Annotated in this window: 18 protein-coding genes and 4 pseudogenes; 7 read left to right on the top strand and 15 right to left on the bottom strand. The window is 70.1% G+C overall.

Annotated features, from left to right (window positions below; all coding sequences use genetic code 11):
* The first annotated feature begins 19 nt into the window (after positions 1 to 19).
* Positions 20 to 958 (top strand): amino acid ABC transporter permease, encoded by a 939-nt coding sequence (locus tag ACIBB8_RS22330; RefSeq protein WP_398954668.1) that lies wholly within the window; start codon positions 20 to 22, stop codon positions 956 to 958.
* Positions 959 to 969: 11 nt separating this feature from the next.
* Positions 970 to 1,722 carry an amino acid ABC transporter ATP-binding protein gene (locus ACIBB8_RS22325; protein WP_398954817.1) on the top strand — a complete coding sequence of 251 codons (753 nt, stop codon included), beginning with the start codon at positions 970 to 972 and terminating at the stop codon, positions 1,720 to 1,722.
* An 86-nt stretch (positions 1,723 to 1,808) separates the two neighbouring features.
* Here ACIBB8_RS22325 and ACIBB8_RS22320 read toward each other — a convergent pair whose 3' ends face one another.
* The 3 genes from ACIBB8_RS22320 to ACIBB8_RS22310 form a co-directional block, all read right to left on the bottom strand.
* Positions 1,809 to 2,579, bottom strand: a complete 771-nt coding sequence (locus ACIBB8_RS22320; protein WP_398954666.1) for a hypothetical protein — start codon at positions 2,577 to 2,579, stop codon at positions 1,809 to 1,811.
* Entirely contained in the window at positions 2,576 to 3,064 is a 489-nt protein-coding gene (locus ACIBB8_RS22315) for a SigE family RNA polymerase sigma factor (RefSeq protein ID WP_398954664.1), read from the bottom strand. The genes ACIBB8_RS22320 and ACIBB8_RS22315 overlap by 4 nt, the downstream gene beginning before the upstream one ends.
* Positions 3,065 to 3,237: 173 nt before the next feature.
* The gene (locus ACIBB8_RS22310) at positions 3,238 to 4,008 is read right to left on the bottom strand and encodes a class I SAM-dependent methyltransferase (RefSeq protein ID WP_398954662.1); all 771 of its coding nucleotides are present in this window, start codon (positions 4,006 to 4,008) and stop codon (positions 3,238 to 3,240) included.
* A gap of 94 nt (positions 4,009 to 4,102) precedes the next feature.
* On the opposite strand from ACIBB8_RS22310, the gene ACIBB8_RS22305 reads away from it, so the two are divergent.
* Complete coding sequence (locus ACIBB8_RS22305) at positions 4,103 to 4,732, top strand: CGNR zinc finger domain-containing protein (protein ID WP_398954660.1); 630 nt, start codon at positions 4,103 to 4,105, stop codon at positions 4,730 to 4,732.
* Here ACIBB8_RS22305 and sodX read toward each other — a convergent pair.
* Complete coding sequence (gene sodX, locus ACIBB8_RS22300) at positions 4,636 to 5,082, bottom strand: nickel-type superoxide dismutase maturation protease (RefSeq protein ID WP_398954658.1); 447 nt, start codon at positions 5,080 to 5,082, stop codon at positions 4,636 to 4,638. The two genes, ACIBB8_RS22305 and sodX, sit on opposite strands and share 97 nt — an antisense overlap.
* A gap of 154 nt (positions 5,083 to 5,236) precedes the next feature.
* Between sodX and sodN the strand changes: the two genes are divergently transcribed.
* On the top strand, positions 5,237 to 5,632 hold the full coding sequence (sodN, locus tag ACIBB8_RS22295; protein ID WP_266981604.1) for a superoxide dismutase, Ni: 396 nt from the start codon (positions 5,237 to 5,239) through the stop codon (positions 5,630 to 5,632).
* A gap of 7 nt (positions 5,633 to 5,639) precedes the next feature.
* On the opposite strand, the pseudogene ACIBB8_RS22290 reads toward sodN, so the two are convergent.
* Both ACIBB8_RS22290 and ACIBB8_RS22285 read right to left on the bottom strand, forming a co-directional pair.
* Positions 5,640 to 6,040, bottom strand: a pseudogene (locus ACIBB8_RS22290) (tyrosine-type recombinase/integrase); the annotation flags it as partial.
* A gap of 146 nt (positions 6,041 to 6,186) precedes the next feature.
* Positions 6,187 to 6,855, bottom strand: a complete 669-nt coding sequence (locus tag ACIBB8_RS22285) for a nitroreductase (protein WP_398954656.1) — start codon at positions 6,853 to 6,855, stop codon at positions 6,187 to 6,189.
* Between the two features lie 146 nt (positions 6,856 to 7,001).
* Here ACIBB8_RS22285 and ACIBB8_RS22280 point away from each other — a divergent pair.
* A pseudogene (locus ACIBB8_RS22280) lies at positions 7,002 to 7,253 on the top strand (NAD(P)H-dependent oxidoreductase); the annotation flags it as partial.
* A 99-nt stretch (positions 7,254 to 7,352) separates the two neighbouring features.
* Here the strand turns inward: ACIBB8_RS22280 and ACIBB8_RS22275 are convergent.
* Both ACIBB8_RS22275 and ACIBB8_RS22270 read right to left on the bottom strand, forming a co-directional pair.
* A complete protein-coding gene (locus tag ACIBB8_RS22275; protein ID WP_398954654.1) occupies positions 7,353 to 7,838 on the bottom strand; it encodes a MarR family winged helix-turn-helix transcriptional regulator in 486 nt (161 codons plus the stop codon).
* Between the two features lie 417 nt (positions 7,839 to 8,255).
* A pseudogene (locus ACIBB8_RS22270) lies at positions 8,256 to 8,831 on the bottom strand (MFS transporter); the annotation flags it as partial.
* On the opposite strand from ACIBB8_RS22270, the pseudogene ACIBB8_RS22265 reads away from it, so the two are divergent.
* Positions 8,832 to 9,071: pseudogene (locus ACIBB8_RS22265) on the top strand (TetR-like C-terminal domain-containing protein); the annotation flags it as partial.
* A gap of 34 nt (positions 9,072 to 9,105) precedes the next feature.
* On the opposite strand, the gene ACIBB8_RS22260 reads toward ACIBB8_RS22265, so the two are convergent.
* The 4 genes from ACIBB8_RS22260 to ACIBB8_RS22245 form a co-directional block, all read right to left on the bottom strand.
* The gene (locus ACIBB8_RS22260) at positions 9,106 to 9,267 is read right to left on the bottom strand and encodes a hypothetical protein (protein WP_398954652.1); all 162 of its coding nucleotides are present in this window, start codon (positions 9,265 to 9,267) and stop codon (positions 9,106 to 9,108) included.
* A gap of 29 nt (positions 9,268 to 9,296) precedes the next feature.
* Positions 9,297 to 10,208 (bottom strand): SDR family oxidoreductase, encoded by a 912-nt coding sequence (locus tag ACIBB8_RS22255; protein WP_398954650.1) that lies wholly within the window; start codon positions 10,206 to 10,208, stop codon positions 9,297 to 9,299.
* Entirely contained in the window at positions 10,205 to 10,549 is a 345-nt protein-coding gene (locus ACIBB8_RS22250) for a DUF952 domain-containing protein (RefSeq protein ID WP_398954648.1), read from the bottom strand. Before ACIBB8_RS22250 ends, ACIBB8_RS22255 begins: the two co-directional genes overlap by 4 nt.
* Positions 10,550 to 10,680: 131 nt before the next feature.
* Positions 10,681 to 11,685, bottom strand: coding sequence for an NAD-dependent epimerase/dehydratase family protein (locus tag ACIBB8_RS22245; RefSeq protein ID WP_398954814.1), 1,005 nt, complete (start codon positions 11,683 to 11,685; stop codon positions 10,681 to 10,683).
* Positions 11,686 to 12,049: 364 nt separating this feature from the next.
* On the opposite strand from ACIBB8_RS22245, the gene ACIBB8_RS22240 reads away from it, so the two are divergent.
* Positions 12,050 to 12,505: a group II truncated hemoglobin gene (locus ACIBB8_RS22240; RefSeq protein WP_398954646.1), complete on the top strand. Its 456-nt coding sequence runs from the start codon at positions 12,050 to 12,052 to the stop codon at positions 12,503 to 12,505.
* Between the two features lie 19 nt (positions 12,506 to 12,524).
* Here the strand turns inward: ACIBB8_RS22240 and ACIBB8_RS22235 are convergent, their stop codons facing one another.
* The 3 genes from ACIBB8_RS22235 to ACIBB8_RS22225 form a co-directional block, all read right to left on the bottom strand.
* Positions 12,525 to 12,884, bottom strand: a complete 360-nt coding sequence (locus tag ACIBB8_RS22235) for a GntR family transcriptional regulator (RefSeq protein WP_398954644.1) — start codon at positions 12,882 to 12,884, stop codon at positions 12,525 to 12,527.
* Positions 12,885 to 12,886: 2 nt separating this feature from the next.
* Positions 12,887 to 13,858 carry a DUF1648 domain-containing protein gene (locus ACIBB8_RS22230; RefSeq protein WP_398954642.1) on the bottom strand — a complete coding sequence of 324 codons (972 nt, stop codon included), beginning with the start codon at positions 13,856 to 13,858 and terminating at the stop codon, positions 12,887 to 12,889.
* Between the two features lie 128 nt (positions 13,859 to 13,986).
* Positions 13,987 to 14,655, bottom strand: coding sequence for a DUF6304 family protein (locus ACIBB8_RS22225; protein ID WP_398954640.1), 669 nt, complete (start codon positions 14,653 to 14,655; stop codon positions 13,987 to 13,989).
* Positions 14,656 to 14,778: the final 123 nt, after the last annotated feature.

Here is a 14,778-nt window from a genome sequence, read left to right as displayed (position 1 = left end):
CCCCTGAAGGGCAGTCGTTGTGAGCGACAAGATCGACAAGGTTCCGTCGGGAGCAACCCCTATCGCGGACCAGATACCACCCATGGCAATCAAGGCGATCCCGGTACGTCATTTCGGGCGCTGGATCAGCGCCCTGGTCGTGATCGCAGTCCTCGCGGGACTTACGTACGCCTTCTCGCAGGGCAATGTGCGCTGGGCAACCGTGCCGGACAAGCTGTTCGACCCCAGCATCCTGACGGGTCTCCGGAACACGATCTACATCAGCGTGGCCTCCATGGCCCTGGGCCTGGTGCTCGGCGTGCTGTTCGCCGTGATGCGCTTGTCGAAGAACCCGGTGACCAGCACGGTGGCCTGGCTGTACATCTGGTTCTTCCGCGGCACTCCGGTGTATGTACAGCTGCTCATCTGGTTCAACCTCGCCCTGATCTTCCCGATCTTCAACATCGGGTTCTACCGGGACGAGATGACCGATGTCATGACGCCGTTCCTGGCCGCCCTGCTGGGCCTCGGCCTCAATGAGGGCGCATACATGGCGGAGATCGTCCGGGCCGGCATCCAGTCCGTGGACGAAGGCCAGACCGAGGCGTCCCATGCGCTGGGCATGAGTCAGGCAAAGACCATGCGGCGTGTGGTGCTCCCACAGGCGATGCGGGTGATCATCCCGCCGTCGGGCAACGAGTTCATCAACATGCTCAAGACGTCGTCACTGGTCGTCGCGGTCCAGTACCAGGATCTGCTGCGCAGCGCACAAGACATCGCGGCCACCTCGTTCGCGGTGATGGAGATGCTCATCGTCGCCTCGATCTGGTACCTGGCCCTGACCAGCGTGTTCAGCGTCGGCCAGTACTACCTGGAGCGCCGTTACGCCCGCGGATCGCTGCGCTCCCTGCCGCCCACCCCGCTGCAGCGCCTGCGGGCCAACCTGAACATGTTCCGCCGTTCGGAGGTGGCCAAGTGACAACGCACCCCATGGTGAAGGCCGAGGGCGTCCACAAGTCCTTCGGCGCCGCACACATTCTCAAGGGCATCGACCTGGAGGTCGCCCCGCGGGAGGTCTTCTGCCTGATCGGCCCGTCCGGTTCCGGCAAGTCGACGTTCCTGCGGTGCATCAACCACCTGGAGCAGATCAACGCCGGCCGGCTCTATGTCGACGGCGATCTGGTGGGCTACCGCCAGAAGGGCGACAAGCTCTACGAGCTCAAGGACACCGAGGTCGCCCTGAAGCGCCGAGACATCGGCATGGTCTTCCAGCGGTTCAACCTCTTCCCGCACATGACGGCCATCGAGAACGTCATGGAGGCCCCGGTACAGGTCAAGGGCGAGGCGAAGGCCGTCGCCCGGGCCCGCGCGGAGCGGTTGCTGGACCGGGTCGGCCTGGCCGACAAGGCGAAGAACTACCCGTCGCAGCTCTCCGGCGGCCAGCAGCAGCGGGTGGCGATCGCCCGCGCACTGGCCATGGAGCCGAAGCTGATGCTCTTCGACGAGCCGACGTCGGCGCTCGACCCGGAGCTGGTGGGCGACGTCCTGGACGTCATGCGCGGGCTCGCGGAGGACGGCATGACGATGATCGTGGTGACCCATGAGATGGGCTTCGCCCGGGAGGTCGGCGATGCGCTGGTCTTCATGGACGACGGGGTGGTGGTCGAGTCGGGCCACCCGCGCGACGTTCTGACGAACCCGCAGCACGACCGGACGAAGTCGTTCCTGTCGAAGGTGCTGTAGCGGCACGGGAATGACACGAGGGCGGTACGGACTCCGGTCCGTACCGCCCTCTCCCGTATCCCCGTGTCCCCGTATCCCCCGCCGGGCTACTTCTTCGGCAGCAGCTCCGGGCTCAGCATCAGCGTGCGCAGCTGGGCGCGCGTGAGCGGGGTCTTCTTGAGCAGCGGCCCCTGCGAGGTGTCGGCCGTGAAGCCGGTGCTGTCCCGCACGGTCAGCAGCCCGCCGTCCCTCAGCGTGAGCCGGCCGACGAGTTCGAAGCCCCACTGCGGCGTACCGTCGCCGTAGTCCATCGAGTCGCTCCAGATGGTCAGCACCCGGCCGTCCGGCAGTTCCTCACGTACGCAGTCGGTCGGGCGCGGCTCCCCGTTGGTCGGCTTGCAGAGGTCGTCGGCGGGAGCGGATCCGCCGAACTTCTTGCGGACCTGCTCGCCGCTCATGGCGCCGATGACGAGGTAGCCGACGCCCCCGTCCCTGCGGACGGCGTACTGCCCGTCCAGCGGCCCCACCGGATGCTCCTTGGCCTGCTGCGGGGTCGCGTGCTTGATGATCACGGCGAGTGAGACCTGCTCGACCGAGCCCACCCCCTTGGGCAGCAGCTCGACGAGCTTCTTCGCCCGGCCGCTGTTGCCGGCCGGTTCGGCGGGCGCCGCCACCGAGGCCTGCTCCTCCTTCGGCTGCGCAGTCAGCCCCGGGACCACGACCGCTCCGGCCGTGACCACGGCGAACGCGGCCGCCGCGACCGTGGCCCGGCGCCGCCACCGCACCCGGGCGGCCTTCGCGTACACCCCTTCGGTGCTGATGACCGGCTGCCCCGCGTGCTCGGCGGCCCGCCCCAGCAGCTCCCTGACGTCGCTCATACGTATTCCTCCGCCATCTCGGCGCGCAGCGCCGCCAACCCCCGAGCCGCGTGGCTCTTGACCGTGTTCTCCCGCATCCCGAGCATGTCGGCCGTGGCCTCGACGCTCAGGTCCTCCCAGTACCGCAGCACCAGAACGGCCCGCTGCTTGGCCGTGAGCCGGGCGAGGGCCGCCCGTACCGCAAGGCCGGTGTCCGGGTCGGTCGACTGGCCCGCGCGCTCGGGCAGTTCGCCGTACGCCTCCTCGCGCCGCCAGAACCGGCGGCGGGCGGCTATGAAGGTGTTGACCAGCGTCTTGCGCGCGTACGCCTCGATGTTGTCCAGCCGCCCGTGCCGCCGCCCGCCGAGCACGACCTTCACGAGGGTCGACTGGACCAGGTCCTCGGCCTCGTGCCGGTCGCCACAGAGCAGATAGGCGCTGCGGAACAGTGCCGTACGTCTGCCCTCGACGAAGGCGTGCAGCGCGGCTTCGTCATCGATCCGCATCGTCGGCGCCCCTTCCCGGGTCCGCGGGTGCGGACCGTCTCACCCTTCCAGTGCGCCAGGGTGCGCGGCGGGTTGCAGCAGGCGCGGAAAAAGTCCGGGGCGGTACGGACCGGAGTCCGCACCGCCCCATGTGACGCATGGTGCCGTAGCTGTCGTCGTGCGCCCACCAGCGACTATCGGGACAACTTCACGGCGAGCACCAGGGCGTCCGACGGGGAGGCCCAGACGGCCCGTGCCTCGCCGAAGCCCGCGGCGCGCAGAGTGTCCGCGTGCCACCGCACGGACGGCATGTCGCCGTCGGCGTGCTCGCCGTAGATCTCATACCGCTCGGCGGTGGGTCCGGCGAGGACCGGGTCCTTGGCCGCGAGGGCCCACCAGTCCGCCCAGTCGAGGGCTCCCGCGGCCTTGGCCCGGTCCATCCCGGCGTGACGGCGGGCGCGTTCGGCCGCGTTGATACGGGGGGTGTCGGTGTCAATCATGTGATCGGCGTTCATGAACACCCCGCCGTCCCGGACAAGTCCGCTGAGCTGCCCGTAGAGCGTGGCGAGCGGTTCGCTGTGCAGCCAGTGCAGGGCGGTGGCGGTGAGGACGGCGTCGTAGGTGTCGTACGGCAGCCGGTCGGCCCAGGCGCGGTCCTTGAGGTCGGCCGTGACGAACGTGACGCGCTCGTCGCCGGCGAAGGAGCCGCGGGCGATGGTGAGCAGCGCCGGGTCGAGATCGACACCGGTACTGGTGGCCTCGGGGAACCGCTTGAGGAGCCGGTCCGTAATACTTCCCGTACCGCACGCGAGGTCGAGCACCCTCGGCCGGGGCCCGACGAAGGCCTCGACCATGTCCAGCATCACCCGGAACCGCTCCTCGCGGTCGGGCATGTACCACTCCTGCTGCCGGTCCCAGCTCTGCTGCCAGGCCTGCCAGTCAGTACCCGTCGATGTCTCCGTCACCCGAATCCCTCCACTACGTAATACTCTCGAAGCAGAAACGACCGTTACATCGGCCCCGAAACCCGACCTTAGACCGACCCCGTAAGGACTACAAGTGGAACTGGCCTATTACTCGGACTATGCGGTGCGCCTGGTCAACACCGAGGAGCCGGCCCGCAACAAGGACGTCCTCACCTCCGTCGAGGCGGTCCGCGATCTGTTCGGCGCCAACGGACAGGCGGCGAGGCGAGCCACCGACGCGGACGTGACCCGCTTCCGCTCGGTACGGGGACGGCTGCGCGCCGTTTTCGAGGCGGCCGACATCGGCGACGAGACGCTCGCCGTCGACCTGTTGAACTCGCTGCTGCTGGAGTTCCCGGTCAGCCCGCAGATCTCCGGCCACAACACCCGTGACGCGGACGGGAAACCGGACTGGCACATGCACCTGGCCGACCACCCCTCGAACGCGACGGCAGGCTACGCCGCCATAGCGGCGATGGGTCTCGCCTTCCACCTCACGTCGTACGGGGTGGACCGGCTCGGGCTCTGCGAGGCCACGCCCTGCCGCAACGCGTACCTCGACACCTCGACCAACCGGTCCCGCCGCTACTGCTCGGACCGCTGCGCGACCCGCGCCAATGTGGCCGCCTACCGGGCCCGCAAGCGCCTGGAGACGGAGCGCGCCGCCGACACCGGCCGCAGCGCGGAGACCGCCCAGGCCAGCACCGCGCCGACCGAACGCTGATCCTTCCTCAGCGGCCGGTAGCGGGCCCGGACCCGGGCCAGCACCAGCTCTTCGGGCACCGTCCCGTAGTCCGTGCTGTCCCCGCCCGCGAACGCGTTGTCGGCCAGCACCCACCAGCCGCCCGCGCGGCGCTCGGTGGCCCGCTTGACGACCAACAGGTCCTGTTGGAACGGGTGGCGCAGGACAACCACGTCACCGGGGCGCACTGGCGCCCCGTACTGCACGAGCAGCCAGTCCCCGTGATAGAGCGTGGGCACCATCGACGGTCCCGTCACCTCCACCACCTGGAACGGCAGCCGCCCCGCCGTACCCCGCAGGGGCTCCTGCGCCAACTCCGGTACCTCCGGCATCCCCGGCACCTCCCCGGTCCGTTCCGTGCATTCGACTACTGGTCCCATACTCACCTTGGACTTTTGGCCTAAGCCCATGGGGGCACCCACGAAAACACGTCCCTCACGGAGTAATGTCCCACCTGAGAAGACGATCACGAGGAAGGACAGCTCAATGCTTTCCCGCCTGTTTGCCCCCAAGGTGAAGGTCAGCGCCCACTGCGACCTGCCCTGCGGCGTGTACGACCCGGCCCAGGCCCGCATCGAGGCGGAGTCCGTCAAGGCCGTCCAGGAGAAGTACCAGGCCAACGAGGACCCGCACTTCCGGGCCCGCGCGGTGGTCATCAAGGAGCAGCGCGCCGAGCTTGCGAAGCACCACATCTCAGTGCTGTGGAGCGACTACTTCAAGCCCCCGCACTTCGAGAAGTACCCGGAGCTGCACCAGTTGGTCAACGACGCCCTCAAGGCGCTGTCGGCCGCGAAGGCCTCCACGGACCCGGCGACGGGCCAGAAGGCGCTGGACTACATCGCCGAGATCGACAAGATCTTCTGGGAGACCAAGAAGGCCTGATCTCCCTCTAGGCGGTCTGACCTGCGCTTTCGCGGGTCGCACCGCTTAGCTGTCCGCACCCGGTCCGCAGGCCGCCGAGCACGGCGTCCATGACGGCCCGGGTGCGTTCTTCTTCCCCCGGCCACAGGTGCGCGTAGATCCGCAGCGTGATGACGGCGGACGCGCGCCGAGGACCAACTGCACCTGCTTGACGCTCGCTCCGCCGGCGATAAGGGCGGAGGCGAAGAAGAGGCGCAGGTCGTGGGTCACCATGTGGGGCAGCTCGACGGGCTTGCGGCCCTCGCGCTCGGCCGCCTCGTTCTCCGCCGCCTGGAGCGCCCTGCGGGCGCAGTTCCACTCCGTCTTCCAGCGGCGGTAGTTGAGGGGCTCACCCTCCTCCATCGTGGACAGCCACTCAGGTTCTTGACGACCTGCGACCCGATCAGTCCGGTACCGCCGATGACTGCGATCTTCACGACATGCCGTTCATCGGGATTACGTGCGCACTATGACATATGAGCCGCTATGTGGGTGCGGCATGAAACGGCTCGTTGATCGACCAAGGGGGGATGGCGTCAGAGACCATCGACGAACGCGACCGTCTCGTCGAGCGGCGCCCGGCCTGTACGGGCGTCACCCGCTGTGACGTCTTCAAACCCGATCGACATGCCGCAGAAGAGGATGAGTCCGTCCGGGGGCGACAGGACCTCCGCGACGGTCTTGTGGTACTTCGCCCAGGCCATCTGCGTGCAGCTGTGCAGCCCTTCGGCGCGGAGCAGCAGCATGACAGTCTGCAGATACATGCCGACGTCGGCCCACTGGGGCGAACCCATGTCCTTGTCGATGTAGCAGAACAGGGCGGCAGGTGCGCCGAAGCAGTCCCAGTTCGCGGCAGCGGCCCGCTGCCGCGCCTCCAGGTCCTCACGCGCGACGCCGAGTGCGCCGTAGCGCTGCTCGCCGAAGGCGGATCGGCGCTCGCGGTACGGAGCCTTCAGTTCGGGCGGATACATCTCGTACTCCGGCGCATCCCAGGGGTCGCCCGAGGCCAGGCGCTCGCCGGCACGCTTCTTGAGTTCGGCCAGCGGTGCGCCGGTCAGCACGTAGGTGTGCCACGGCTGGATGTTCGATCCGGACGGCGCCCAGGCCGCGGCGGACAGGACCCGTTCCAGCGTTTCCCTCGGCACGGGCCGGCCGGTGAACACGCGCACCGCCCGTCGGCTCGTGACCGCCTCATAGACGTCCATGACCGCCCGCCCCCATCTACTCAAGAGGCTATCTTGGTTACAGTCAATATGGTATCACTCAATACGGTATCGAGTGCAACTATCTTCTTGCGCCGATCCCCAGCCCCTGGCCCCCCGCCTCGGGCACCGCATCTTGGAGAAAGTCCATGACCACGCTGCTGCACATCGACTCGTCCGTGTTCTACGGCGAGGCGTCCTCGTCCTGCTCGGTCACGGCCGCCTTCCGCAAGACCTGGGCGGAGCAGCACCCGGAGGTCACGGTGACCTACCACAACCTCGCCGCCGACCCTGTCCTGCACATCACCGCCGACGCCTGATCCGCCGGCTACGCCGCCCCGTCCGAGCGCACCCCGCAGCAGTCCGCCGCATTCGCCGCGCGCTGGAAGCTCATCGAGGAGCCGGCGCTGTGACCGCACCTCTCAAGTCCGGGGTCACCGCGGAAGCCGTATGAAACGAGAGCCGCCGACGTGGCAGGCGGCCGGTGCGCACGGGCGCGCCTAAACCTGGCCGTCTGCGGGATAGGCGAGCCTGGCCAGCAGATCCCTCAGCTGCTCGGGCTCACCGGCCCCCAGTTCGGCAACCAGACGCTCAGCCAGCGGCTCCGCCGCCACATGTGCGGCATCGAAAAGCTCAACGCCCTGAGGTGTGATCTCCACTGCCCGCACTCTCCGGTCCCCCGGAACGGTCCTGCGTACCGCCAGCCCCATGCGCTCCAGATCGTCCACAACCCGCATGATTCCGGCCTTGTCCGACCCCGTCGCCGTCACCAGGTCCCGCTGCACTGTAGGCCCACGGTTGACCAGGACGACCAGTACCGCGAAATGCCGCAACTCGATACCGAGCGGCCGGAGCGCCTCCCCCATGACAGCGGCCGCGCGCCAGTGCGCCCGGCGCAGCAGCAAGCCGAGAGCGAAAGGCGATTCATCCCCGGGGCGGTCGGTCGCGCGCGAGGGGTCGGCTTGGCGAGGAAGGTCAGCGGCCATAAGGACACATTACCAGCCATCCGCTCATTCGATACGGTATCGCTTGATACTAACCCTACCGCTCCCAGCAGTCCGGACACAGTCCGCAAGACACCCGATCAAGACCGTCGCACCCCATCGCCACCAATCGCCAAAAGGCCAGGTCAGCGCCCCACAGGACCGTGCTCGCGGACCTACGCGGCATGGGTCCGGTGAGTGCCCGGTCACGCCCACGGGTTTCCGGTGTCCTCTTCGAGCTGATCAGACATCAGCACCCCTGCGAGCAGGGTGAATGTTCCGGGCCCGCCATCGGGCCCGGCGGGGGGACACCGTCGATGTGGTGCATGCCGGGCCGGTGCAGGAGCGACGGGATGAGGAAAGGGAGCTGCCGGGCGGACGGCCCGGCGGCTCCCCGGTCCGGCGGAGCCGTCCGGGCGGTCACCGGCCGGTGGCTCCCGCGCGCCGCCGGGTTCCCAGGAACGCGCCGGCCAGCAGCGAACCCATCAGGACCAGTGCGGAGTTGACCAGGATCGCGACGGTGACTCCGGACAGGACGCCAGTGGATCCGGTGTCGCCGAGCGAGGCCATCCGGGCGGCTGCGACGGCGCTCATGACCGGGATGCCCATGGTGATGCCGACCTGCTGGGTCATCGTGGCGAGGCCGGTGGCCAGGCCCTGTTCGGTGTCGGGGAGGCCGGAGGTGGCGGTGACCATGAAGCCGACGATCACCAGCATGTTGCCGATGCCGCCGATGAAGGTGGCGGCGAGGAGGAGCCAGATCCAGGCGCCGGAGGTACCGAGGGCGACCAGGGTGAGCGTGGCGGCGGCCTGGACGATCCCGCCGCCGACGATGGTGGCCCGGGCCCCGTGGCGGCCGACGGCGCGGCCGCCGAGGGTTCCGCCGATGACGGTGCCCAGGCCCAGGACCCCGAAGGCGAATCCGGTGGCGAGGGGCGAGTAGCCGAGGACTTCCTGCAGGTAGAGGGTGAGAAGGAAGACGAGGGAGGTCTCGGTGCCGAGTCCCTGCACCGCTTCTACGCGATCCGCGTCGCGGAGTGGGCGGGCTGCGTCACCGCGGCCCAGGAACGCGGCGAACTGCCCGCGGGCACGGACCCCGACGAGGTGATCCGCGCGGTCTCGGCCCCGCTCTACTACCGGCTGCTGGCCAGCGGCGCTCCCCTCGACACGGCGGCTGCCGACCTCGCCGCCGAGGCTGCGGCAGCTGCGGCGCGGGCGGGCGTGTACGTGAGGTGACGCGGTGCGCGGGCGGGGGCTGTGCCGCGCGTCCTCACCGCTGACCGCGCAGCCTCACCGCCCACGGGTGGTCGGCGCCGTGCGCCAGGGTGATGGTCTCGGTCAGCCAGGCGCGCTGGCCGGCGCTCAGGATCGGCAGACCGGACGCGAAGTCCTGGTCGCCCTTGGCGCGTCGGGACTTCGCCTTGTACGGCACCTGCACCTGAAGGACGAGGGGCCGGGAGTTCAGCCGGTCCTGAGCAGGTGCCGGTAGCTGTCCGGATGCTCCCGGAGATACGTGGCCAGGTTCTGCGCCGGGCGGCCGGTCAGACGCGGTACGGCGTCCGAGACGGTGGCCATCTCGCCGGCCGCGATCGCCTCGTACGACGTCACCCAGCCGGCGACCTCCCAGTCCGCCGCGCCGTACTGCGCCCGTGACGCGTATGCCTCCTCCCGGGTCTCCGGGTGGTAGGTGATGGTCCGTCCGGTGGCCCGGCTGAGTTCCTCGGCGGCTTCGGCGAGGGTGAATGCCTCCGGCCCGGTGAGGTCGTACGTCACCCCGTCGTGGCGGGCGCCGGCGCTCCCGGTGCCGGCCAGCAGGACGGCCGTCGCCGCGTCCGCGATGTCCTCGTGCGCCACCGCGGCGACCCGGCCGTCGCCGCCCGGGCCACGCAGCACTCCGTCGGACCCGGTCATCGCCGGGATCCCGGCGAGGTACCAGCTGTCGCGGAGGAAGGTGTAGCGCACCTCGGACACACGGATGTGCGCCTCGGTGTGCCAGTGGTCACGGCCGAAGGTGAACGTGGCGTCGGGTGCGGCGCCGAGGAAGGACAGGTACACGATGCGTTCGACACCGGCGGCGGCCGCCGCGTCCACGGCGGTGGTGTGTTCGCGTACCCGGTCGGGGCTCTCGTGCGCGGAGACGAGGAACAGGGTGTGCGCCCCGGCGAGTGCCCGGCGCATGGCCGCCCCGTCGCCGTAGGGGGCGGGTGGAGCGGCGACCGAGCCGGGCAGGTCCGGCAGCCGGGACGGGTCCCGGCCCAGCAGCCGCACGGGGACACCGGCACGCACGAGCCGCTGGGCGACGCGGCCGCCGACCGCACCGCTCGCTCCGGTGACCGCGATGATCGGGGCGCCGGTGGAGGATGCGGTGTTCATGCGGGGGTGCCTTCCTTACGCGGCCAGGGACGTACCTCCACGACCGCGTCCACCGGGACGGGGCCGTAGATGTGCGGAAACTCCTCGCCGCCGGGCTCGAACGACTCGTACCGCACGGGCACGGAGAGCCGCGCGGGGTCGATGACGAGCACCACCAGGTCGGCCGGGGCCCCGGCGCCGTACAGCATCTCGGCCACGCCGGGGAGCTGGTGGGGCAGCGAGCAGTGGATGAAGCCCTCTTCGTGCAGGGTGCGGCCGCGGGTGGACATCTCGTACGTCCCGATCCCGCGGGCCGCCTCCCACAGAGGGCCTTCGGTGAGGTGCAGCAGGAGTTCGGCCATGGGGCCAAACTATCGGCCTCCCCACGACAAGGAATGGATCAGCGAGCGGCGTCGTGCGGATTCGATGGCAAGGCGGAGGAAGGAGTCGGCGCGGAGCGTCGGTGACCGGCGACAACGCGGCAAGCGGAGTCTCAGGCCGTCAGCAGCTTCGCCTCGGTCTCCGGGTCCAGTCCCACCGCGGGCCGGTCCGGCCGCTGCGGCGCCGCGCCGCCCAGCCCGCGCAGCCAGTCCCAGGTGTCCGTGACCGTCTCCCCGACCGGCCGGCAGCGCAGCCCGGCCGTGTACGCCCGGCTGACGTCGCCCTGGTGCATGGTGTCGTACAGCTCGCCCGGCGGCACCCAGATCGGCAGCTCGCTCCATGGCTGGACGCCCGCCGCGAGGATCTTCTCGGCGGCCGTCCAGCGCAGTTCGGCGCCGGAGCCGGTGGCACGCACACAGGCGTCCAGCAGCTCACCCATGGTCGTGTGCCCCGGGCGGCTGACCACGTTGTACGGTCCGTGCAGTCCGCGTTCCGCCGCGTCCAGCAGCCAGTCGGCGAGGTCGCGGGCGTCGATGTACTGGAGCGGGGTGTCCGGTACGCCAGGGGCCAGCACTGGTCCGCCGCGGGCGATCCGCCGCAGCCACCACGGCAGTCTGCCGACGTTCTCCCACGGCCCGAGGATCAGCCCCGCCCTGACCAGCAGGGCGTGGTCACCGAACGCGTCGAGGGCGGCCAGTTCACCGCCGCGTTTGGCCTGCGGGTACGGGACATCCGCCCCGGCGTCCGGCGAGGCCCCGTCGACCAGCGGGCCGTCCTCGGGGAGTCCGGCCGGGGCGGGGTGGTCGTACACCGAACGGCTGGAGACATAGGCGTACTGCCCGGCACGGCCGGCGAGCAGCCGGGCCGTGTCCCGTACGGCCGAGGGGGCACCGCTCCAGGTGTCGACGACCAGGTCCCAGGTGTGCGTTCCTCCCTCGCTCTGCCCGGCGGCGGCGGCGAGCGCCACGAGTCCGTCGGCGCAGGTGCGGTCGCCGAACAGCTCTGTGACGCCCGCCGGGGGTGCGTGACGGCCGCGATGGAACACCGTGACCTGCCAGGCCCGTGCGAGCGCCGCCTCGGTGACGGCGCGCCCGACGAATTCCGTACCACCCAGGATCAAGAGCCTCATGGGCCGACTCTGCCCGCAGCCGGGGAAGTTGGGAACAGCTCCTCGCTCTGGGCGGAATCGGCCGGGTCCGGGCGGGACGTCAGGGCAGCCGCGCGAGGGGCTGCGGTGGCGCACCATTCACTGGTGGTACCCGCCACCCGCTGCGCCGCCTGGCAGGCGGGACTTTCGAAACACGCCCCAGGGCCGCTCGGCCTGGCGGCCCCGTGCGGCACGCGGGAAGGGGGACGGAACGGGTGAACGGGTGCCCCCGCTTGATGCGCCGGCAGCGAACGGTCCCGGCGGGGCCGAGCCCCCTGATGGATGCTGGGCCCAGCGGTCCGCGAGGGTCGGACCCACCCCTGGAGGTGCCCGCGTGAGCGAACGTCCGGAAACGCTGTACAAGGCCGTCGGCGGCATCGGCGTACTGCGCCGGCTGAGCAACACCTTCTACGACGAGGCGCTGGCCGACCCGCTGCTCGCCCCTGTCTTCGCGGGCTTCACCCCGACGCACATCGAGCATGTCGCCGTGTGGCTGGCCGAGATCTTCGACGGTCCCGCCGACTACACCGCGAGGCTCGGCGGCCACCAGGCCCTGTTGCGCACCCACCTCGGGCTGTCGATCACCGAGCCACAGCGGCTGCGCTGGATGGAGCTGATGACGGCGGCGGTCGACAAGGCGCTGCCGGACGACGAGTTGCTGCGCCGCCGCGTCGTGGAGTACTTCGACTGGGGCACGAAGATCGCACGCGATGTCTCGGCGTCCCCGGCCGGCGAAGACCTCGGCGATCCCGGGCCGACACCGCGTTGGGGATGGGACGGCCTGCGCTGACCCGCGCCTGCAACGTCCCTTATGTACGGTCGAGTTCGGTACGGATCAGGGACAGCAGTTCGTCCTGCGTCATGCCCAGCTCGCGTGCGTCCGCGACCACCTCGCGTACGTGTTCCAGCAGCCGGGCGCGGTGCGGCGAGGCGCCACCGGTGACGACCGCACCCCGGCCCCGGCGCAGTTCGATCAGCCCTTCCTCGCGGAGCTGCTGGTAGCCGCGGAGCACCGTATGGACGTTGACGCCGAGGGACTCGGCAAGGACCCGGGCGGCGGGGAGCCGCTCGCCCGGGACTGCTGCCCCGTCGGCGACGGCCCGGCGGACGCAGGCCGCGATCTGGTCGCCGAGCGGCACGGTGGAGGTGGGATCGACCCGGAAGAGCATGGTCAGCGCCCCGCCCGGCGCCGGTCGATCAGGGTGTTGAGGAGCGCGGCACCGGTCGCGGAGTCGTCGACGGTCACCGCGAATTCCCGCCCGCCCACCAGCCTCGCCACAATCCCCTCGCCTGAGCGGATCATGACCCCGGTCCGTCCGGGCCGGATGCGGTAGCCCCAGCCGCCGTACTCCGCAAGGGCGTTGATGTCCCGGCTGGTCGCCGCCTCGATCCGGTCGAGCGGCACCCGGATGCGCGGCCAGGGCAGCATTCCGGAGACGGTGATACCCCGCCGGTCCACGCTCACGTACGGCCGGGCGAAGCTTGCCGGCACCACGCCGACGATCAGCAGCAGAACTGCGGCGGACCAGTTGCCGGCGAAGAAGAGAACGACTCCGAGGACGAGGAGTCCGAGCGAGACGAGCGGCAGCCACCAACTGTCGGCACTGCGTGCCCATCCGGCGACCTCCCCGTCGGCGAGCACAATGCGCTCTCCCTCGATGGCCTGCGCTGAGCGGTCCGGCTGCTGCGGTACGGGGCCCAGTGCGGCCAGCACGAATCCGAGACCGGCGGCGAGCGCGCCGGCACCGAGGGCGGCGGCCGGCTGCCACATCGGGAACGACACACCCGGCGCGCCTTCGCCGGCGTCCAGGTTCACGATCAGCACAGCGGCCATCAGATAGCCGAAGAATCCGGCGAAGGCGTATCCCCCGGCGACCAGTAGGCGGTAGGCCCGGCCGGAGAAGTTCTCCTTCACCACCATGGTGGCCCACAAGGCGCCGGTCACCACGAACAGGACGACGGTGACGAGGACGTATGACGTCCGGCCCGCATGGCCGTTCGCCTGCCCGCCGGCCTCGAAGTGGCTGGCCAACTGTCCGGGCAGCCGGTCACGGAACGCGGCCAAGAGGGCCAGGTCGACGATGAGAGCGAGCAGGAACGGCAGGGCGACCAGGATCGCGCGGCCGGCATTCTTACGATTCATTAAAACCTCCTTGTTCGCATGATAGTAGAACAATGAGGCCCCGGTAAAGCGCCGTGCCCCGCGCCGGGAAGGTTCATCCGGTACGGGGCACAGCGCGTCGCCCGACATGCCGTCGGGCGAGAGAACGGTCAGGCGTGTTCGAGGGGGAACGCGCCGCGGTGTCCGGTGCCCGCGCCCTCCGCCGGGCGCGCCTCGAACTCACGGCAGCTCCAGATCTCCTGGACGAATCCGGTCCGCCGGTCCCACAGACCGATGACATCGTCCTCGCCCGTCACCCCGCGGTATGCGTCCTTCGCACCCCGGAAGCAGGCAAGGCCACCGGACAGTCCACGGCCGGGCGCCGGGAAGTAGTCCGAGTACGCGCAGGCGATGCAGGTCTGCAGACGGACTCCGGGCGGCAGGATGCGCTGGATCGTGGCGAGCGCGGTGGCGAAGTCGCACTCGGCCCGGCGCGAACCGTAGACCGCGCCGCCGAAGTGCAGCTCCAGATGGAGATCGGCGTCGGGGCGGCGCAGCGACAGCAGGCAGCTGAGCGTGGCCTGATGGACCATGCCGTCCGAGATCACCGGTAGCGGCAGGTCCCACTCCAGCACGCAGTCGGTGAGCGCGCCGTCCGCCAGGGCGAACATGCCGCTCTCCGGCGGCATTCCGGGGACCGGTCCGAGGTCGTCGAAGCTCTCGCCCTCGAAATCGACGCCCCGGATCCGGATGCGGAGTTGCTGTCCGTCGGTGGTGAGGATGATGGCGTCGGAACCCTGGCGGTCCCGGTACCAGCCTGCCCATGACTCGTCTGTCATGGGCAGGGACTGTAGCCCGTGCCCGCCGGCGTCGCCCTGCGTACCCGTACACCCATGCCCGGCTCCCGCCCTCACTCACCCATATACTCGCGCGACCTCAACCTACTTACAGAATCCGAGAGT

Source organism: Streptomyces sp. NPDC051286 (assembly GCF_044455345.1).
Classification (GTDB): domain Bacteria; phylum Actinomycetota; class Actinomycetes; order Streptomycetales; family Streptomycetaceae; genus Streptomyces.
Note: the sequence above shows the minus strand (reverse complement) of the source record. Positions and strands in the feature narration are given on the sequence as shown.